At 40.7% G+C, this 19373-nt stretch carries 19 protein-coding genes and 1 pseudogene; 9 read left to right on the top strand and 11 right to left on the bottom strand.

What is annotated here, in order from left to right:
* Positions 1-362: 362 nt before the first annotated feature.
* Positions 363-1001 (bottom strand): TetR/AcrR family transcriptional regulator, encoded by a 639-nt coding sequence (locus M4S28_RS02215; RefSeq protein ID WP_017085178.1) that lies wholly within the window; start codon positions 999-1001, stop codon positions 363-365.
* Positions 1002-1157: 156 nt separating this feature from the next.
* On the bottom strand, positions 1158-2321 hold the full coding sequence (locus tag M4S28_RS02210; protein ID WP_249632239.1) for a nucleotide sugar dehydrogenase: 1164 nt from the start codon (positions 2319-2321) through the stop codon (positions 1158-1160).
* A 151-nt stretch (positions 2322-2472) separates the two neighbouring features.
* Between M4S28_RS02210 and rfaD the strand changes: the two genes are divergently transcribed.
* From rfaD to M4S28_RS02190, 4 genes are all read left to right on the top strand, one after another.
* Positions 2473-3414, top strand: coding sequence for an ADP-glyceromanno-heptose 6-epimerase (gene rfaD, locus M4S28_RS02205; RefSeq protein ID WP_249632238.1), 942 nt, complete (start codon positions 2473-2475; stop codon positions 3412-3414).
* 141 nt (positions 3415-3555) lie between these two features.
* Positions 3556-4509, top strand: coding sequence for a lauroyl-Kdo(2)-lipid IV(A) myristoyltransferase (gene lpxM / locus M4S28_RS02200; RefSeq protein WP_249632237.1), 954 nt, complete (start codon positions 3556-3558; stop codon positions 4507-4509).
* Positions 4510-4586: 77 nt separating this feature from the next.
* Positions 4587-5930 carry an O-antigen ligase family protein gene (locus M4S28_RS02195; RefSeq protein WP_249632236.1) on the top strand — a complete coding sequence of 448 codons (1344 nt, stop codon included), beginning with the start codon at positions 4587-4589 and terminating at the stop codon, positions 5928-5930.
* Positions 5917-6621 carry a glycosyltransferase family 32 protein gene (locus M4S28_RS02190; protein ID WP_249632235.1) on the top strand — a complete coding sequence of 235 codons (705 nt, stop codon included), beginning with the start codon at positions 5917-5919 and terminating at the stop codon, positions 6619-6621. The genes M4S28_RS02195 and M4S28_RS02190 overlap by 14 nt, the downstream gene beginning before the upstream one ends.
* Before the next feature lie 4 nt (positions 6622-6625).
* Here M4S28_RS02190 and M4S28_RS02185 read toward each other — a convergent pair whose 3' ends face one another.
* Genes M4S28_RS02185 through M4S28_RS02160 form a run of 6 tightly spaced genes read right to left on the bottom strand, consistent with a single transcriptional unit; the run spans position 6626 to position 12391 of the window.
* Positions 6626-7330, bottom strand: a complete 705-nt coding sequence (locus tag M4S28_RS02185; protein WP_249632234.1) for a CatB-related O-acetyltransferase — start codon at positions 7328-7330, stop codon at positions 6626-6628.
* Between the two features lie 7 nt (positions 7331-7337).
* The gene (locus M4S28_RS02180) at positions 7338-8420 is read right to left on the bottom strand and encodes a glycosyltransferase (RefSeq protein WP_249632233.1); all 1083 of its coding nucleotides are present in this window, start codon (positions 8418-8420) and stop codon (positions 7338-7340) included.
* Positions 8417-9466: a glycosyltransferase family 52 gene (locus tag M4S28_RS02175; RefSeq protein ID WP_249632232.1), complete on the bottom strand. Its 1050-nt coding sequence runs from the start codon at positions 9464-9466 to the stop codon at positions 8417-8419. The genes M4S28_RS02180 and M4S28_RS02175 overlap by 4 nt, the downstream gene beginning before the upstream one ends.
* A gap of 2 nt (positions 9467-9468) precedes the next feature.
* Positions 9469-10548 (bottom strand): glycosyltransferase family 4 protein, encoded by a 1080-nt coding sequence (locus M4S28_RS02170; protein ID WP_249632231.1) that lies wholly within the window; start codon positions 10546-10548, stop codon positions 9469-9471.
* A 10-nt stretch (positions 10549-10558) separates the two neighbouring features.
* Entirely contained in the window at positions 10559-11350 is a 792-nt protein-coding gene (locus tag M4S28_RS02165) for a glycosyltransferase family 2 protein (RefSeq protein ID WP_249632230.1), read from the bottom strand.
* Positions 11351-11359: 9 nt separating this feature from the next.
* Entirely contained in the window at positions 11360-12391 is a 1032-nt protein-coding gene (locus M4S28_RS02160) for a CDP-glycerol glycerophosphotransferase family protein (protein ID WP_249632229.1), read from the bottom strand.
* A 132-nt stretch (positions 12392-12523) separates the two neighbouring features.
* On the opposite strand from M4S28_RS02160, the gene waaA reads away from it, so the two are divergent.
* Positions 12524-13786, top strand: a complete 1263-nt coding sequence (waaA, locus tag M4S28_RS02155; RefSeq protein WP_249632228.1) for a lipid IV(A) 3-deoxy-D-manno-octulosonic acid transferase — start codon at positions 12524-12526, stop codon at positions 13784-13786.
* Positions 13787-13802: 16 nt separating this feature from the next.
* On the opposite strand, the gene M4S28_RS02150 is transcribed toward waaA, so the two are convergent.
* Positions 13803-14516, bottom strand: coding sequence for a 3-deoxy-D-manno-octulosonic acid kinase (locus tag M4S28_RS02150; protein ID WP_249632227.1), 714 nt, complete (start codon positions 14514-14516; stop codon positions 13803-13805).
* A gap of 96 nt (positions 14517-14612) precedes the next feature.
* Between M4S28_RS02150 and M4S28_RS02145 the strand changes: the two genes are divergently transcribed.
* From M4S28_RS02145 to coaD (M4S28_RS26590), 4 genes and pseudogenes are all read left to right on the top strand, one after another.
* Positions 14613-15695, top strand: a complete 1083-nt coding sequence (locus M4S28_RS02145) for a glycosyltransferase family 9 protein (protein WP_249632226.1) — start codon at positions 14613-14615, stop codon at positions 15693-15695.
* A gap of 1 nt (position 15696) precedes the next feature.
* Positions 15697-16179 carry a pantetheine-phosphate adenylyltransferase gene (coaD, locus tag M4S28_RS02140; RefSeq protein WP_249632225.1) on the top strand — a complete coding sequence of 161 codons (483 nt, stop codon included), beginning with the start codon at positions 15697-15699 and terminating at the stop codon, positions 16177-16179.
* Between the two features lie 309 nt (positions 16180-16488).
* A complete protein-coding gene (locus M4S28_RS02135) occupies positions 16489-17241 on the top strand; it encodes a glycosyltransferase family 25 protein (RefSeq protein WP_249632224.1) in 753 nt (250 codons plus the stop codon).
* Between the two features lie 44 nt (positions 17242-17285).
* A pseudogene (coaD, locus tag M4S28_RS26590) lies at positions 17286-17393 on the top strand (pantetheine-phosphate adenylyltransferase); the annotation flags it as partial.
* Between the two features lie 72 nt (positions 17394-17465).
* Here coaD (M4S28_RS26590) and M4S28_RS02130 read toward each other — a convergent pair.
* Together M4S28_RS02130 and mutM are read right to left on the bottom strand one after the other, a co-directional pair.
* Positions 17466-18470 carry an NAD-dependent epimerase gene (locus tag M4S28_RS02130; protein WP_249632223.1) on the bottom strand — a complete coding sequence of 335 codons (1005 nt, stop codon included), beginning with the start codon at positions 18468-18470 and terminating at the stop codon, positions 17466-17468.
* A 91-nt stretch (positions 18471-18561) separates the two neighbouring features.
* Positions 18562-19371: a bifunctional DNA-formamidopyrimidine glycosylase/DNA-(apurinic or apyrimidinic site) lyase gene (gene mutM, locus M4S28_RS02125; protein ID WP_249632222.1), complete on the bottom strand. Its 810-nt coding sequence runs from the start codon at positions 19369-19371 to the stop codon at positions 18562-18564.
* Positions 19372-19373: the final 2 nt, after the last annotated feature.

The raw sequence follows: 19373 nt of genomic DNA, 5'->3' as shown, positions 1-19373 counted from the left end.
TGTTTAATTCACCACAACACAAAGATTCCCTATCACGCTCGTACCTCGCTGTAGGGAATGACGTCGTTATTTACAATGCGTGATGAAGAAATCGATACGAATAACATGTTAACCAAGAGCTTAAAGCAGACACGGGTGCGAATGTTCCGGATACAAAAAGGTTAAGAGTAGGCTCGAGGAAAAGGTGCTAATTAATCTTGAGCAACCCAAAAGAGTTAAGAAGCCTTGGACTAGTCACTTACAAAACCTCGTCATTCCAGTATTGAGGAACGAAATATCTGGAATCTCGGTTACTCACATCTACTTTTAAACTTTTCGTTACTCGAATCTGCTCTTTCCCGATCTCCATTACTCGTCTCTTTCTACTTAGAGTTCAACGCCTTCACACCATCTTCCAGCAATGTCAGCTGCTCAAAGCCTTGAGCTGTCGCAATCGGTTTAACGGTCGCGATCATCTGCAGCATTCCTTGGTGAACGACTTGCTCTGTAATTTGGGCTTTTGGAGACATCGCAGACTGATACGCCAACCAACCCGATGCGATCAAGTGAAGAGAAGTGACCATCGACTTCATTTCCGTATCCGTTGCTTTGAGCAAGTTCAACTCAACGAAGGCTCTCATAATATCCACAAGATTCGTTTGCAGCTTTTCTTGTACGGCCATGTAATCAAGGTGGAGTTTTTCATCACGTGACAATATTTCAGGTAGGTTCGCATAGAAGAATCGGTACTTCCACATCAACGTGAAGATAGAATCTAAGTAGCGCTTTAGTAGCGTCAGGCTTTCTTGTTGCCCTTGAATCGGTGTGAACCTTTCAAGCAACTCTGTTGAATAGAGCGTAAAGATGTCACGTACAATTTCTTGTTTGTTACGGAAGTGGTAGTAGAGGTTACCAGGGCTAATCTCGATATGCTCAGCAATATGATTGGTCGTAATACTACGCTCACCGTGCTCATTAAAAAGCTCTAGAGCAGCGTAAACAATCTTGTCACGTGTTTTCATTAGTTATTAGTATCCCTATCCGTTTAGTGGTTCAGTATATCGCCACTAAGCGGATAGATCGAGCTGATAACATCTGGTCGAATTAGCAAGCGCTAAAATTCACCTTCAATCCATATACCTTTGATCAATCATAGCTGGAATCAATTGCTGCTGGAATCAATCACTGCCAAACAGGTCTCGTGTGTACACCTTATCTGCAACGTCTGATATTTCATCGACCATTCTGTTGGATACAATCACATCTGATACGGCTTTGAACTCTTCTAGGTCAGAATAAACCTTCGAGTTAAAGAAATGCTCTTCTTCCAACACAGGTTCGAACACGACCACTTCAATACCTTTAGCTTTCAAACGCTTCATGATGCCTTGAATCGACGACGCACGGAAGTTGTCCGAGCCGGACTTCATGATCAAGCGATAGATACCAACGATTTTAGGCGAGCGCTTAATAATTGAATCCGCAATGAAGTCCTTACGAGTGCGGTTAGCATCGACAATGGCACCCACAATGTTGTTAGGTACATCTTGGTAATTCGCCAACAGTTGCTTGGTGTCTTTCGGTAAGCAGTAACCACCGTACCCAAATGAAGGGTTGTTGTAATGATTGCCAATTCGAGGGTCTAAACCCACACCTTCGATGATCTGACGAGAATCCAAGCCATGCGCTTCCGCGTAAGAATCGAGCTCATTGAAATAAGAAACACGCATCGCCAGGTAGGTATTTGAGAAGAGCTTTACTGCTTCCGCTTCTGTGGAGTGAGTAAATAGTACTTCGATATTCTCTTTTTCTGCGCCTTCAACCAGCAGATTCGCAAACACTTTAGCGCGTTCAGAGCACTCACCAACGATAATACGTGATGGGTGTAGGTTATCGTACAGGGCTTTGCCTTCGCGTAAAAACTCAGGTGAGAACATAACGTTTTCACAGTTCAGTTCTTGCTTAACGCGCTCAGTATAACCAACAGGCACCGTTGATTTGATCACCATGACAGCATTTGGATTGATATCCATGACATCTTTAATGACCGATTCTACAGAGCTGGTATCAAAATAATTATTTTTTGGATCATAATCGGTTGGAGTTGCAATGATGACAAATTCAGCATCTTTGTAAGCCGCTTTATCTGTTGTCGCCCTGAAATTCAGAACCTTACTTGATAGAAAGTACTCAATCTCATTATCTACAATCGGTGACTGCTTATTATTCAGCATTGTCACTTTTTCATCGATGATATCTACCGCGACCACTTCATGATGTTGTGCTAACAGCATTGCGTTTGATAGACCCACATACCCAGTACCGGCTACTGCAATCTTCATGATAATACCTATAGTTTTGAGTAATTAACTCAACATAATTTATAACTTAGCTTGCCGTATCATACTCTGGTTGGGGAATTATTCCACTAGCCCGCTTTATCCATTCCTTGCTATACTCGTGACAGTTTTGTATTCAAAAGAGTTAGAAATTATGATTATCGTAACGGGTGGTGCAGGCATGATTGGCAGCAATATTGTTAAGGCGCTAAATGAAGCGGGCCACAACGATATTCTGGTCGTCGACAACTTAAAAGATGGTAAGAAATTTAAGAACCTTGTAGACCTAGACATCACGGATTACATGGATCGTGATGACTTTCTAACTCAGGTTATGGCTGGTGATGATTTCGGTCATATTGAAGCGGTTTTCCATGAAGGTGCATGCTCTGCGACCACTGAGTGGGATGGCAAATACATGATGCTCAACAACTATGAGTACTCAAAAGAGCTACTTCATTACTGTGTGGAGCGTGAAATCCCCTTCCTATATGCCTCTTCTGCTGCCACTTATGGCGAAACCGATACTTTTATCGAGGAGAGAGAGTACGAAGGTGCATTGAATGTCTACGGTTACTCTAAACAGCAGTTTGATAACTATGTTCGTCGCCTAACTGCGGATGCCGTAGCGCATAACGAAACGCTTCCACAAATCGTTGGCTTCCGTTACTTCAATGTTTATGGTCCACGCGAGCAACACAAAGGCAGCATGGCCTCTGTCGCTTTCCACCTAAACAACCAAATGAATGCTGGTGAAAACCCGAAGTTGTTCGCAGGTAGCGAAACCTTCAAGCGTGATTTTGTGTATGTGGGTGATGTCGCAGCGGTAAACCTGTGGTTCTTAGAAAACGGTGTTTCAGGTATTTTCAACCTAGGTACAGGCAACGCAGAGTCTTTTGAAGAAGTCGCAAAAGCAGTAATCACGCACCATGGTAAAGGCGAGATTGAAACGATTCCTTTCCCTGAGCATTTGAAAGGCGCTTACCAAGAGTTCACACAAGCTGACTTAACTAAGCTTCGCAATACCGGTTGCGACATCGAGTTTAAAACAGTGGCAGATGGCGTCGCTGAGTACATGAAGCTCGTAAACGCATAGCTGTCAGCTTTATATTTCAGATTAAGACTAATAGTGCCCCCTTCTTTTGGGGGTGCATTGTTGGGCAATCTAGTAAACATAATCATTCCCTGAGTGACCGATATAAAGTTAACTCTCTGATTTAAATAATGTAGTGAACGAATGACCACACAACGCAATGATTTTGATCCAAAAGCTTATAACCCTAAGTTTGAATGGGGGTTTCTTGCACCTAAATACTGGGGAACTTGGATTGCTGTTCTGTTATCGTCTTTAGTCTGCTTCTTACCTAATAGCATGCGTTTAGCACTCGCTAAGTTTATGGCTAAACAAGCTGTAAAAATCAAGAATAAGGCTAACCGCCGAGCTCGCGTAAACCTTGAGATGTGTTTCCCTGAGCAATCTATCGAACAGCGCGAAGAAACTCTCTATCAGTCATACGTTACATCTATATCGTTTTTGATGGGTTTTGCTTCTTTAACACTAAAGGGTAAAACTTGGCTAGAGAACAACACCTCGATAAACGGCCTGAGTAACCTAACCGATATTACGGACAGCGGCGAGAATGTGATCTTGCTGGTACCACACACATGGGCTATCGATATCCCAGCGGTATTATTAGCATCACGCGACCTTCCGGTATCTGCGATGGCGAAAGCTCAGAAAAACAAACTCAGTGACTGGTTGATGCACAGACAGAGAGTGCAATATGGTGGTCGTGTTTATGATCGCAGTGGTGGTATCAAACCTTTCATCAAGTCAGTACGTGATGGGTACTTGGGTTACTACCTCCCTGATGAAGATCTTGGTCGTGAGCACAGTGTCTTCGTTGACTTTTTCGCGACTCAAAAAGCAACTATCTCAGGCCTTGGTCGCCTATCAAAACTAAGTAAAGCTAAAATTGTGCCCTTGTTTGCTCAATACGATAGCAGTACAGGCCAATATACCCTGGACTTCTACCCTGCTCTACCTTTCCCAACAGGAAGCGAAGAGGAGGATGCACGTATGATGAATAAATGTATTGAAGATTACGTGAGTAAGAACCCAGAACAATATATGTGGATCTTAAGGTTGCTTAAGACTCGTCCAGAAAACAACATAAACCCTTATAGATAATGATTAAATTGAAATATTTTCAGGAAAATGAAACGACTTTTAGCTTGGTATTACTTTCATGCATAACGGGCTATTTTATGTTCAAAACATCCTACCGTTATGTTGGGGATGTTTTCCAAACCATCATCTATTTAGGTACCTTGAGTGCATTATACATACACCGTGTTAATATAATTAATTTTAGAGTTATCCAACTATTTATTGCTTCTATCATCATACAGACTATAAGTTGGTATAGTTTATATTTATTGGATCCAGAATATATTAACGTTCTATCATTGACTTGGCTTGGCTATTTTTTTGTATTTTTCGTTATAGCATATTGGCTAAAAGGTGATAATAATAAAATAAATATAACCCTGTTTGCTTTCTCCATTGGTGTAATACTCACATGCCTACTACATTCGAATGATATCTACTCTGATTACTCCAAAATAACTAAAGGGATTAGAGTTGACTATAACTTCATGAACGCAAACCATTCGGGTGCACTTCTTGCTGCTTCTTTGATAATTATTACATATATCGCTTCTAAGGCTAAACTAAGTATTGGAAAACTAATACCATTATTGGTATTAGTTTCTACCACTATTTTTCTTTTAATGGGAACACAATCTCGCTCTGCTTATGTTGCACTCGCAATCCCATTTATCATTTTATTTTTTTCCAGTTTGAAAAAAAATAAAGGCAACCTTGTTGTTGTTTTTATGGTTTTATTAGCCACCCTAGTTAGCTTTATTTACTCGTCTCTTCCACGAGTAAACTATGAAGCGAAAGAATTTCAAGAGAAATACGATCAAAGTGTTGAAAATAACGTAAGACAAACTGAAGTTTTAATTGACAAAAACTCTCCGATCAAAGAAGTTGCAATTAAGGAAAAACCTCAAACTAACGAAGCTACAACACCTTTTTATTCAACAAAAAATCCGGTTAACAAATTAACATCTCGAGAAAAAATAATTCACAAGTTGGATGGCTTTTCTGAGAATATACCTTACACCTCCGTTGGTATTAGGGTCCATTCCTGGATCGATACAATTAAGCAATTCCTCTTTAACCCTATCTTAGGGTTAGGGAATAATGCAAATACGTATATTTTAGACCATTCAAGTCATACTGAAATGTATGAAAAATACAAAATCAGGCACCTACATAGTAGTTACATGGAGTTAATCGCTTCCTATGGTCTAGTTGGCATCATACTGTTGGTATATTTATATACTCATGTTTTTAAAATTGCTAGAAATAGAGGCTCTCGTGATATATTAGTTTTTGCCGTTTGCCTATATTCATTCTTAGGAGTTCTGAATTTATTTGAGTCATACCTCTTTGTTAAAAGCGGCGTATTAATTCACACTTTAGTTCTTGGTGTGTTATACAGCTATAATTTTAAAGGTGATATTGAAAATGAAGCAAAATAAAACAATTCACGCAATCTGGTTAGGAGGCACTCCAAACAGTTTCTCTAATGCATGCATCGATGATTGGGAAAAGCAGGGGTTTACTTATAAACTTTGGTTAGATGATAACCCTGTCGTAATCGACTTGATAAATGGCTGTGAATTTGCTCGAGAATGCTATAAAAGAGAACTCTATGCTTTCGTCACCGATTACTTACGCCTAAAAATATTGTCTTTAGAAGGTGGGCTTTATTTAGATACAGACGTAACAATTACCAAAGATCCCTTCCCACTATTTGATGAGTTGTCTTTTTCTGCTGGGTGGGAAAGTGACAAATTCCTAGGAAATGCAATAATTTACGCCGATAAAAACTCAAAAATATTAGCGAAGCTTGTTCATTTCTATGAAAACGAAATAATGTCATCTTCGCTATATATGGGGCCTAAGGTTTTATCCTACAAGTTAACTCACGATGGTTTCCAAGAATTAGAACCATGTCGGTTATATGAACAAGCTTATTTTTATGCATATGATGGAAAGAAACTATTAGATATAAATAGTCTTACACCTCGCTATATGACTCACTGGTATCAACACTCTTGGAAAAGTAATAAAGGTATAGTGTTCCTAAAATCTAAGCATAAAAACTTCTGGGGAAAACTCTATACTCACCAAAAGTATCTATTCAAACTTAAAGGGAAATTCTTTTAAAGAATTAAAATTCTATAAACTTAAGGGGAAATGGTTTTAATTCCCCTTGTTCTTTACCGATTTTAATTTTTTCAATAAAATCTTTAATATCGCAGTTAGATTTAACTAACTTACCAATATCTCCCAAATTTAAATCCCACCAACATAGGCTTTCAAGCTGTGCAATCTGACTATCGCCAAAACGTTTACGGATAACCTTTCCCGGAACGCCACCTACAATAGCGTAACAAGGGACATCTTTTGTTATTACTGAATTAGAAGCAATAATAGAACCATTTCCAATTTTAATACCACGTTTCATTACAACATTAGCCCCAATCCAAACATCATGACCAATAACTATAGGCTGCTTATCTTGTGCAAAATCAACTATATCTATTGGTGGTAATGGCAGATTGAATTGTTCATTACCATAGGTTATTGTACTTGTCGTAAAGCGGTCGATAGGGTGATTATCTCCCATGACTGTCACATTAAATGATATTGAACAATACCGACCAACAATTGTATCTCTAGGCAGTGAACTCATAGAGTAAGAATAACTCCCCATCGCCCATAATTTTTTACCACAAAAAAAACCTGTATTTTCTTCTATTCTTATCGATTTATTGTATGAAAAACGACTAAATAGCATAGTGTTATTAGCTACCTTAATATTCATCTTCTTCAATCGAAGTTTAAAAGCTGGAGTTAATAATTTTTTAGACATTATACGCTCACTCAGGAAAATGAAGTTTATGGTAACTTTCTGATATACATTTCGCTGAAAATTTATCATCAAATGGTACGGTATAGTACTGACCGTTAACTAGAATTTCATCGATATTTTCGGGTAGGTCATTTTCTGCCGAAATTACAAATTGGTTATCACCAACGATTTCATAGATTCCACCCGAGAAATTTGTAGTAAGTAACGGCTTTTCAAGGGCTATTGCCTCTATCAATACCGTAGGTAAACCCTCGAAATCAGAGGTCAGTACTAAGCCTTTAGAGTACTTTAAATAAGGGTATGGATTCGCTAAAAAACCTTTAAAAATGACACGGTCTTCAAGGTCTAGGGCTTTAACTTGTTGCTGAGCTTTCTCTAACAGGCCACCATTTCCAAGTAAGACAAGCTTGACTGATGTGTTAGTCATTTTTGAGAACGCATCAATCAAACGGTCATGTCGCTTAGCTCGATTGAATCGTCCAATATGTACAAGATAGTCACCTAGACCATCCACATCAACAGCTTCATCAGCTAAATTTTCAAGCTCTTCTAACTCTGTTGGGTTATAAATAACAGTATTTGAGAATTTAGATTCAAATGACGATTCATACTCATATTTTGAAGCTTCAGAGACAAAAATCAGAGGGTGATTTTTATAAATAGCGTTTATTTTTCGTTTTATTTGTTTTTTCTTAAGCCAACCTTTCCCTAGTAAAAATGCCGAATGGTATGAACTATGAATTACGTGATTTACTCTCAAGGTGCTTTCAGACATGATTTTATCAGCCAGCAACATGTTACTCAGTACAAGTGCATCTTTTGATATGTTTTGGCTTATATATTTATCTATAGATTTAGCTACGTTCTTTTTATATGAAAGACGTCTTAACCCTTTTTTTGAAACGTTACAAAAATCACTAACAAAGTGCACACGGCATCCATCGATATCATGCTCAACGGCTTTTTCTATAGCGACAATATGGCACTCATAGCCTTGATATTTTTCCATTGCCTTATAAAGGTTAAGCACAAACTTCTCAGCTCCACCTCCTCGTAAAGCTGATATTACAAAAACCATTTTTTTTATCAAAACATTGCCTCTAAGCGTTTATTTAAGTCTAAAATACTTTCTTTCCATTGATTATAGATCTCAGCCTGCACCTCAGCTTCATCATCCGTTATTAAAGTCATTCTACGGCAAAAACCTTCAAATCCCATACCAGCACTAGAGTATACTGATAAGACTACCGGTGAGTTTGAAGAGGCGAACACCAACAACTCCAGTGGAATTTTGCTTTGTATAAATTTTGAAGCCGGAAATGCACTTTTATACTTACCTTCATTTTCTCTAGGGTGGACCTTAAAGGCATACACGAATTTTTTAGATTCAAGGTGTTCCACCATTTCACGATAAATGTCTATATCTTTTCCTGAACTATTCATACCAGCAATAGAAATAGGCTGTGTAGCAATTATCACATCTGGGATCACCACATTTGAATTATCCAATTTAAAAATTGAATACAAGAATCTATTGACGTTATTAGGGTCGATGAAGTCTATACCTTTTACTTTGTTTATAATTTGACTAGGGGCCAATTCAGGAGTTAGTAAATGGATAAACTTACAACGTCGATCATCTCCAATATAACGCCGATTTTTTTTATTAGAAAGAAAACGATCAGTAAAACTTAGCTCAGTACCTGTATAATTCGACAACCCATCCTCTATAACTTCATAAAAGGGGAAAGCTAAACGCATTAGCCTTGAAAGACGGTTACGATCATTAAATAAAAATAAACGAGTTTTTTCGTCTGTGATTTTCTCACTTAATATTTCACTTTCATATAGCTTATTAACTGTTCTTTTTTTGAAGAACTCATTCTGATAATTAGTAACGGCAAAGCATTTATGAATAATACCTACACCGCCACTATATATTTCTTCAAGAAGTTTTTTTCTACCTATAAACTTCACCGTGATAGTACTGGGTAAGATAGATAAATCGAAACTCTCAGACTCAAGACCCTGCTGATCCGTAACAACTATTATTTTACTTTCCTGCTCTACCTCTTTTAAAGACTTTAATAAAGCAAAGAGAAAATGCCGTAATGTAGAGCATAAGTACAAATTCATAACTAGTGACTCAATAATCTATCAAAAAATTCCAAATGCTTCTTAACTGTCACTCGTGAACTGAAGCTTTCATCTAAGCGCTTCTTAGCCGCTTCACTCATTGTTGTGCACTTGGCCTTGTCTTGCGCTAGCTTGTCCATAGCTTCACCTAAGGCTTTAGCATCACCGGTTGGGACAATATACCCAGTCTCGCCATCTACAACGAGTTCAGGAGCGCCACCGGTAGTTGTAACTACTGAGGTTGTGCCATTTGCCATCGCTTCGACAATCGTGCGTGGTAGCCCTTCTCCGCTAATCGATGGCTGAACTTGAAAATCAGCCATACACATAATTGAAGGGATGTCAGTACGATGGCCAATGTAGTGAATTCGCTCACTCATAGGGCTCGCTTTCATCTCATCAAAATGAGGCTCATAGCCGCTGCCCGCTAAGATCAAATGGAAGTTCGGTGCAGTAATGTATTTGGTCGCCTCAAGTAAAACAGAGATGCCCTTACTTGGCCTTACGTGCGCTGCAGTGATCGCGACGACATCATCTTCATTCAAACCAAACTCAGAGCGCTCGGTTGGTGGTACTTTATACCAATCCAATTCATGCCCTTTGTATATGGTAACAACGTTATCTTTGTTCTTCCAAACACGCTTCAGCACATCTTGTCGAACCGCTTCAGAAACACAGACAATGCCATCTACACGAGGATGTAGCTGTGTTAGATAAGCACTTGGGTCATGTCGATATAAACCTCCAGTAGTGCCTCGATAAACAACTAATTTAACCTTGAAACCAATACAGGCAAACGCCGCATTAGGTATCGTTTTGGAATTAAAAGCATAGCAGATGTCGTAATCATGCGTTTTCAGCTCGTGGCGAATTTTTTTTATGGTATCAAAACAAATTTTACGCTTTGGATAACCATCAACGACTCGAATGCCATACTCTTCTAACTTTGATACATGCTCAGACTCACCTTGGGTCATGATAGTGACTTGGTGACCTTGACGCGCAAGCTCAATAAAGATGGCGGCTTCAGGGCGTAAACTGTTCCATGCATGTAAGTAAGATGCACAAACTAAAATCTTCATCTCTCAGTTCCTATTTGGCTTGGTCTTTTGAGCTGGCTTCTGAACGATTTTCAAGAATCCACAAACCGACGTATTTATTGAAATTCACTTGAGCGTAGGTCATCGCCATAATGAAGCCGACACTGCCATCCATAAAGCCGCGGCGAATGATATACACAAGGAAAAACGTCCATATGGCACGTAATAAAGCTAAGAATAAGCCGTGTGATTTCTTGCCTTTACGATGGTACTTTTGCGAGCCGAGCCAGGCGTACTGCGCTGCTTTATCTAAACCATGGCCATAATCGCGATGGGTGTAATGAAGAAGAAACCCCTTCAATATCCCTATCGAGCCTTGCTCTGGAACAACCGTCTCATGAACCTCATCAAGCGTATATCGAGAACCGTCTCTCTTGAACAACCTTAATACTGCACGAGCGCTACGGCCATATTTAAGTGTTGTGCCATACAGGGTCACACCCCAAGGCAATTTATACGCTGTGTGTTTAATTTGATCTTGTTTCAATAGTTCAACAAGAGCCTTACTCATCTCTTCATCTAACGCTTCGTCAGCGTCAATTGATAACACCCAGTCACATGTCGCCTTATCTAACGCTCGCTGCTTCTGCTTACCAAAGCCTGGCCAATCAGTGATTGTCACGTTATCTGTGTATTTTTGGCATATTTCAACTGTTGTATCTGTTGAGCCACTGTCTAAAACAATCAGTTCATCAGCAATATCAACAACAGATTTAAGGCACGTTTCAATTCGGTCTTCTTCATTCTTGGTAATAACAATGACAGACAGGGTATGTTTTCTCATTATTCAGCCCTAGAATTTCCAATAGTTTAATGATTTACGGATCTTAAAATTACGAATCCAATTTTTTGGCTTTCTATCTTGCCAGCCACTTTCCAACACATCGGTAATAGCGTTCAGAACCCTAGCCGACGATTGCCCATCTAAATGCGGTGTAATTGACGGGCCGTAATTAACGATAGCGTTATCTCTAGCTTCATCAGCTAGCATGGCTTGCTTAATAGCTGATTCTAATTGCTCGGCTTGAGTAATGTTAATAAAGCTTGCTTGAGGTTCACGATTATTCACCGTAACAACAGGTTTATTGAGCAACAAAAATTCCTGAAATATCGATGAGTTATCACACACCATAACATCGGCGCGATGCTGCATTTCAATCACTCGGTCATTATCAAAAAATAGAAGATTATCTCCTTCTAACGCCTGATATTTTGCTCGTGTCTCTTGCTTCATTTTAGGGTGTAATGTCACTAACCATTGCCATTGACTCAGTTGACTTAGTCGCTTTAACTCTTCATAAACCAGTTCAGCACACGATAAGCTTGGCGAAAACGTCGAAGCAAACAGAATTTGAGGTCTCTCATGACGGTTCTCACTAGTTTGATAATTAAACAAGCTATCGAGCTTCAGCCACCCGGTCTCTTTTACTTGAAAATAGCCGCGTTGCTTGGCTAACGGCTCAAGCGAACTTGTTCTTTCATGGCCTTCAGTGCAATACAAATCAAATAGACCACGCTCAGGGTATAAGTTCCCTCGTTTGCTCTCGTTCAAGCCATGAAATACTTGCACCTTCAATCCTGGAATAAACGCAGGAACGCGATCACCTGGTACTAAAACAGCTGAAGGGTTAAAAGAGACAGCTTCAGCTAAAGAGACGTTCTGTTCATGCTCTAGTAAAAGATGTTCAGAAGCCTCGTCACCAACAAGCAACCACTTAACATCGTGGCCGAGCTGCTTCGCGTAATCATAAAAGGGACGAAGGATAGCAAATGAGTAATTTTGCTCGACGTAGAGCAAGAAACGATAGGTTTGATCGGTTTGCATAAGCGATGAGATAAAATTCACCATTTCCGTTTGAAAGTGCAACTAAGCATTTAATTATAACGCTCTTTACTTTCGAGATTGAAGAAAATACTCTTCTCAATACTGATTTTACCTTCTGGTGTCACTGTTCTTATGCTTATACGACTTTTCTACACTCTCATATTGTCACTAGCCTCTCCGCTACTGCTGTATGGGCTTTATAAGAGTAAACCTGGGAAGCCAAGTTTCGGTCAGCGTTGGAGAGAACATTTCGGGATCACGCCACAAACTCAAGATAAGAATCCTATCTGGATTCATGCAGTATCAGTTGGTGAGTCCATTGCCGCCGTACCGATCATCAAGCAACTGAAGCGACGAAATCCAAACCAAGCCATTATCGTTACCACGACAACCAGCACAGGTGCAGAGCAGATAGAAAAACTCGGTGATTTAGTCGAGCATCGCTATATGCCGATTGATTTTTCTTGGTGTATTCGAGGTTTTTTGAAGACAGTTCAGCCTAAACAGATGTTAATCATGGAAACCGAGTTATGGCCAAACACACTGCACTGCGTCGCGAAAGCTGGAATCCCCATTTCGGTACTCAACGCTCGCCTATCTGAACGCTCGTGCCAGCGTTATGCTAAATTCCAAGCCGTTTTTGATCTCTTAGCCAAAAATCTCTCTCAAGTACTTTGCCAATACCCAAGTGATGCTGAGCGTTTTATACGATTAGGGTTAGATAAAGCATCTGTGCATGTGACTGGATCGATCAAGTTTGATATTGAAGTTTCAGCTGAACAAGTATCAAAAGGCAAAGCGTTACGTGAACAAATTGGCTTTGAACGCTGTGTGTGGATAGCAGCCAGCACTCATCAAGGCGAAGATGAAATTGTCTTAGACGCTCATAAACAGCTCCTTAAAGACAATCCGAATACCTTACTGATGATTGTGCCTCGTCATCCAGAGCGATTTAATCAAGTGACGGAACTGGCTAAACAACACCAATTCAACACCATCACTCGAACGAGTCAGCAACCAATCACCTCTAATGTTGAAGTGTATATTGCGGATACGATGGGAGAAATGTTGGTATTACTCGGCGGATCTGATGTGTGCTTTATGGGAGGAAGCCTTGTGGGCGATAAGGTAGGTGGCCACAATCTTCTAGAACCGGCAGCACTACAGTTACCTTTACTCAATGGCCCTAGCTATTTTAACTTCAGCGAGATCACAGACAAACTGCTTGAAGCTCAAGCCGTCACTATTTGTCAAAACAGTAATAAAATTGCAGGCCAGCTAAGAGAGCTATTCACTCAACCTGACTTGCGTAAAAACAGAGGCTTAGCGGCTTATCAAGTGGTTGAGCAGAACCGAGGGGCATTGAGTAAAACCTTGGAATACATTCTTAGCTAACAACTATTTGACCTAATTAACCTTGGTAGCCTTGCAATAACAGTTCCCAATCCGACTCTTGCCATTGAATCTGGCGCTTGTTTACTTCTTTTAAGAACGAGCGCTTTAAGCGATTCAAGTTGCCTTCTTTCCAGTCATCACCCGCTTGCTGACCACACTTATCAAAGTCAATAATCCACACCCTTTGCGAGTCATCAAGCAGGATATTATGAATGTTGAGATCGGTATGATTAACCCCAGCATCGTGCATCTTGCGTACCTCTTGGCCAATTCGACGATAAACATCCGCATCTATCGGGCCATTGACCAAGACATCAACCAGATCTTTGGCATTGGGAATTCGTTCAGACATTAAGTCAGCTCGATAAAGTAGTCCGCTTTTAATTGCTCTAGCAGCAATAGGCTTCGGTACATTCACACCTGCGTTTGCCAATATCTTTAGGACATTAAGCTCCATCGCGCAGCGCGTGCTTTCCCAATCAGAGAAACGATATTGGTCTTCGACTAGCTTCCCAAACAATCCGCCACGACGATAATGGCGCAATGCAGCCTGTATTCCATCAAGCTGAATGAACCATGTGGTACCGCGACCTTGAGCACTCCCTGAAATGGCTTCACGTTTTCGCCAGTATTCAGCCTCGAAGATCTGAGCGATATCGTCCTCTGGTACCTGAGCCAGAAGTTCAGGGTCGTACCAAATTGTTTGGTTCTTGGTGCTAATCGTTTCCATCTATGAGGCCTTTGGGTCGCTTTTCGTCATTGCTATTTTACAACTAATGCGAGTATCTGCATAATTCTGATGTTATTCACTTTTTTCGGGCACTTTATGTCACTGTTCTCAACTGCACCTCAATCTCTTTGCATACTTCGCCTCTCCGCGATTGGCGATGTTTGTCATGCTATTTCTGTGGTTCAAGCCATCCAGAAGCAGTGGCCTGAAACGAAAATTACTTGGATAACGGGCAAAATAGAAGCCATGCTGATCGGCGATCTACCCGGTATTGAGGTTATTGTTTTCGATAAGAAACAAGGCTTCAAAGGAATGCGTGAATTATGGCGTCAGCTATCTGATCGTAAATTTGATGCACTTCTGCATATGCAAGCTGCACTCAGAGCCAGCGTGCTATCTTGGGGGATAAAGGCAAAATGCAAGGTAGGATTTGGTAAAAACCGTACTCGTGAAGCTCAATCACTCTTTACCAACCGCCATCTACCTATCTCGGACAAGTTTCATGTACTGGATAACTTTGCCGAATTTGCTCGCTACATTGGTGTGCCTTTTGATAAACCTCAATGGGATATCCCTTTAACACCTGAAGATGAACAGTTAGCAATCAGTACTATGGCAGACAAACCGACCTTGGTTATCTCCCCTGCTGCTAGCAAAGATTCTCGCAACTGGCTAACAGAGCGATACGCTGCTATTGCTGACTATGCTGTAGAACAAGGCATGCAAGTGGTGTTATGTGGTTCTCCGGCACCAAGAGAAGTTAACCTGGGTAACGACATAGAAAAATTATGCCAGTCGCCAATCACTAACTTGATTGGCAAAACGAACTTGAAGCAACTGACTGCCGTACTGAAACATGCAACGGTAGTATTGGCACCTGATACTGGCCCAGCCCACTTGGCAACCACGCAGTCAACGCCTGTAATCGGCTTGTACGCACACAGCGATCCTCGTAGAACAGGCCCTTACAACGATCTCGATATCGTAGTGAGTGTTTATCAACAGCATGTAGAAACACAACAAGGTAAACCAGTCACAGGCCTTCCATGGGGAACCCGTGCTAAAGGCGATGACCTGATGAAAGACATCACACTCGATATGGTAAAGCAGCAACTCGATAAGGCCTTAAACTCTAGTAAAGCACCGAATTCGAACACTACATTAAGCAAGGACAGCTAAAATGAGCACACACGTTATTTACCCAGGGACTTTTGATCCTGTGACCAATGGCCACCTTGATATCATTGTTCGTGCCGCTAGCATGTTTGACCATATCACCGTTGGGGTGGCAGCGAGCCCAAGTAAAAAGACCATGTTTGAATTAGATGAACGAGTTGAGCTACTACGTGATGCGGTGGCTCACCTGTCTAATGTATCTGTTGAAGGGTTTTCTGGATTACTTGTAGATTTTGCCAAACAACAGAAAGCAAACGTGTTGGTGCGTGGTTTGAGAACAACAATGGATTTCGAGTATGAGTTTGGGCTAACTAGCATGTATCGTAAGTTATTGCCGGGGCTTGAGAGTGTATTTCTAACCCCTTCAGAAGAGTATGCATTTCTCTCTTCGACAATAGTTCGAGAAGTCGCTATTCATGGCGGGGATATTCGTCAATTTGTACCACAAAAAGTAGCCCACGAAATCAAAATAAAAACAGCGAAGTAGTATTCTCATCCACTAAAACATAACGATCATTGAGCGCTATGTTTTAGTGGATGTAATACCAACCCTAAAAACTTATCAGGACAAGGTTATGGTCTCAACAAATGTTCCGAACTCAAGATCAAGGAGATTGAAAAGTCGAGTATCAAAGCTACTTCGTGGTAGTCCTTCATTCAAATGAATCCGTTTTTCTCTAACGTTAGAGTGAAGTACTCTTTCTACAGTTAGAATCTCTTAGAAAAAAGAACAACCATTACAAAAAATCTAAGTGAGTGATAACATATCTCTCTTATATATGAATACATACAATTTATGAAAGCATACTGCATTACCTTAAAAGGCAACGATAGCCGACAAATAGCAACAGCTAATGCTCTCAAAAGTGTTCAGGTTGATTTTGAGTTTTTTATTGGAGTAGATGCGCGAACCGATGAGCACCCTCTACTAAAAAAAATTAGAGGTAAAGCATTTTTATACAATATGGGAAGATCGCACGCTATCGGTGAAGTCGGGTGCTATGCAAGTCATTACCTTATTTGGCAAAAGTGCGTGGAACTTAACGAGCCAATTTTTGTATTTGAAGACCATCTCGATATTGAATCAAGTACCTTTCAAAAAACGCTCTCTATTGCAGAAAAAAATATAGAACAATGCGGCTATATTCGCTTACAAAACAGTAAGAACAAATTACATTATCCTGTATGCCGCTACAAAAGCCAGAAACTTGTAAAGTACTTAAAAGTTCCTCAAGGTACTGCTGCCTATGCTTTATCTCCTAATGCAGCAAGATCTTTTATTGAGCATAGCCAAGTTTTTAGTTACCCCATAGATGTCTTTTTGAGAAACACTTGGGTCCATAAACGCCCCATGTTCGGCGTTTCTATTGCGGGCTTACAACGTAGTAAACAGCCTTCCATTATTGGCAACCGTAAACATAAAGGTAAAAAAAATTATTTTGTAGCCTTTATGAAGATTGTTAACAAAATAAAAAGCATGACGTTCAATCTGACAACCAATCTTTATCACCTTGTTGCCTTAGGTAAAGAATACAGACCAAAGTTATAAAGGTAGAAAAACGAAACACTGGCTCTCTCCTTACCATAAACCAATTCCTTACTAAGATAATTGTCCGTGAAGTCGCTATTCATGGCGGAGATATTCGTCAGTTTGTGCCACAAAAAGTGGCAGCCGAAATAAAGCTAAAAACAGCAAAGTAATTCCCTTTACCTACCCAGAAAACAAAAATAGCGCTCATTGAGCCGCTATTTTTAATTCAAAGCTATCAATTACTACAGCGAGTAATAGGCTTTATACCAATCCGCGAAAGCTTTTGCTCCTTCTTGGATCTTCACTTGAGGCTTATAGCCAACTGCTTCAAACAGATCGTCAGTATCAGCGTAAGTTGCGTACACATCACCTGGCTGCATTGGCATGAAGTTCTTTTTCGCTTCAATACCTAGAGCGCCTTCTAATGCTTCGATGTAGTCCATTAGTTTAACTGGGCTACCATGACCAATATTAAACACGCGATATGGCGCGGAACTGGTTGCAGGTGAGCCTTGCTCAACCGTCCAGTCTGGTTGCTTGGCTGGAATACGATCTTGTACACGAATAATACCTTCAACAATATCATCGATATAAGTGAAGTCGCGCATCATGTCACCGTTGTTATAGATGTCGATTTCTTTGCCTGCTACGATTAGATTCGCAAACTTGAACATCGCCATATCAGGGCGACTCCAAGGGCCGTATACCGTAAAGAAACGTAGACCGGTCGTCGGTACGTCATATAAATGAGAATAGGTATGCGCCATCAACTCATTCGACTTCTTGGTCGCGGCGTATAGTGAGATCGGGTGATCAACACTGTCTGCTGTATGGAATGGCATTTTTTGATTCAAGCCATAAACAGAGCTCGATGAAGCGTAAACGAGGTGTTCAACTTTGTTATGACGACAACCCTCTAGAATAGCCAAGTGTCCAACAAGGTTGCTGTCAGCATACGCCATTGGGTTATCAATTGAGTAACGAACGCCAGCTTGCGCTGCTAAATGAATCACACGGTCAAACTTTTGCTCAGCAAACAGCGAAGCCATTCCTTCTCTATCAGCAAGATCTAACTCGATAAAGGTCAGGTTTTCATGTTCAATGCGTTTTAGTCGGTCATGTTTTAAAGAGACTTGGTAGTAATCATTTAAGTTATCAATACCGATAACCTCATGTCCTGCCGCACATAGTCGCTCTGACACTGCGGAGCCGATAAAACCGGCAACGCCAGTTACTAAATATTTCATTCTACTATTCTCAATTCGTATCATTAATGTAATTGTAGCGACTAGCCCGCATATCTACTAGCAGTAAAAAGTGAACGTAAGTTCAGTTTTTTTAAACTTGGCACTCTTCACAAAAGAACGTATTCCGCTGCCCTATTTTTAACTCTTGGATTAGAGCTTTACAGGTAGGGCACTTTTCACCGGCTTTCCCATAAACTTGCAGTTCTTGAGCGAAATACCCCGGCTTGCCATCTGCTTGCGCGAAATCTTTTAAAGTGGTACCACCTTGTTTGATAGCAGTCGCAAGCACCTCTTTAATCTCTTGAGTTAACAAGACCCACTCGGCTTGACTTATCTTGTTAGCAGGGCGAAGTGGATGAATTCGTGAAGAAAATAGCGCTTCATTGGCGTAGATGTTTCCCACACCTACCACTACTTTGTTGTCCATAATGAACTGTTTGACGGCCACTTTACGCTTTTCTGCTTTCTCAGCAATGTAATCAGCGTTGAAGTCATCGGTTAGTGGCTCAGGACCAGATCCCAGTAATACAGTATGTATCTCATCAGGCGCCGACCAGAGCCACGCACCAAAGCGGCGCGGATCGTTATAACGCAGTACCTTGCCATTGGTGAGCTTAAGATCCACGTGATCGTGTTTTGCTGGCGGAAAATCGGCATCTAACACGCGCAGTGAGCCAGACATACCGAGGTGAACTATAGCTGTGCCCATATCGGTTTCAATCAATAGGTACTTTGCGCGACGCGAGATTGAACGAATCACCTGCCCTTCTAATCGCTTAAGTTCTTGAGGGATATCCCAACGCAGTTTGGGCGTGCGAAAAGTCAGGGATTTAATCTTCTCACCAACTAAATGAGGCGAGATCCCCATACGGCTTACTTCAACTTCGGGTAATTCAGGCATAG

Source organism: Vibrio sp. J383 (genome assembly GCF_023503985.1).
GTDB classification, from domain to species: domain Bacteria; phylum Pseudomonadota; class Gammaproteobacteria; order Enterobacterales; family Vibrionaceae; genus Vibrio; species Vibrio splendidus.
The sequence above is the reverse complement of the archived record's forward strand: the minus strand, read 5'-3'. Positions and strand labels throughout refer to the sequence as shown.

Coding starts and splice junctions, on each gene's coding strand:
- M4S28_RS02215 (WP_017085178.1), bottom strand. CDS start 1,001: ATGAAAACACGTGACAAGATTGTTTACGCTGCTCTAGAGCTTTTTAAT.
- M4S28_RS02210 (WP_249632239.1), bottom strand. CDS start 2,321: ATGAAGATTGCAGTAGCCGGTACTGGGTATGTGGGTCTATCAAACGCA.
- rfaD (WP_249632238.1), top strand. CDS start 2,473: ATGATTATCGTAACGGGTGGTGCAGGCATGATTGGCAGCAATATTGTT.
- lpxM (WP_249632237.1), top strand. CDS start 3,556: ATGACCACACAACGCAATGATTTTGATCCAAAAGCTTATAACCCTAAG.
- M4S28_RS02195 (WP_249632236.1), top strand. CDS start 4,587: ATGTTCAAAACATCCTACCGTTATGTTGGGGATGTTTTCCAAACCATC.
- M4S28_RS02190 (WP_249632235.1), top strand. CDS start 5,917: ATGAAGCAAAATAAAACAATTCACGCAATCTGGTTAGGAGGCACTCCA.
- M4S28_RS02185 (WP_249632234.1), bottom strand. CDS start 7,330: ATGTCTAAAAAATTATTAACTCCAGCTTTTAAACTTCGATTGAAGAAG.
- M4S28_RS02175 (WP_249632232.1), bottom strand. CDS start 9,466: ATGAATTTGTACTTATGCTCTACATTACGGCATTTTCTCTTTGCTTTA.
- M4S28_RS02170 (WP_249632231.1), bottom strand. CDS start 10,548: ATGAAGATTTTAGTTTGTGCATCTTACTTACATGCATGGAACAGTTTA.
- M4S28_RS02165 (WP_249632230.1), bottom strand. CDS start 11,350: ATGAGAAAACATACCCTGTCTGTCATTGTTATTACCAAGAATGAAGAA.
- M4S28_RS02160 (WP_249632229.1), bottom strand. CDS start 12,391: ATGCAAACCGATCAAACCTATCGTTTCTTGCTCTACGTCGAGCAAAAT.
- waaA (WP_249632228.1), top strand. CDS start 12,524: ATGCTTATACGACTTTTCTACACTCTCATATTGTCACTAGCCTCTCCG.
- M4S28_RS02150 (WP_249632227.1), bottom strand. CDS start 14,516: ATGGAAACGATTAGCACCAAGAACCAAACAATTTGGTACGACCCTGAA.
- M4S28_RS02145 (WP_249632226.1), top strand. CDS start 14,613: ATGTCACTGTTCTCAACTGCACCTCAATCTCTTTGCATACTTCGCCTC.
- coaD (WP_249632225.1), top strand. CDS start 15,697: ATGAGCACACACGTTATTTACCCAGGGACTTTTGATCCTGTGACCAAT.
- M4S28_RS02135 (WP_249632224.1), top strand. CDS start 16,489: ATGAAAGCATACTGCATTACCTTAAAAGGCAACGATAGCCGACAAATA.
- M4S28_RS02130 (WP_249632223.1), bottom strand. CDS start 18,470: ATGAAATATTTAGTAACTGGCGTTGCCGGTTTTATCGGCTCCGCAGTG.
- mutM (WP_249632222.1), bottom strand. CDS start 19,371: ATGCCTGAATTACCCGAAGTTGAAGTAAGCCGTATGGGGATCTCGCCT.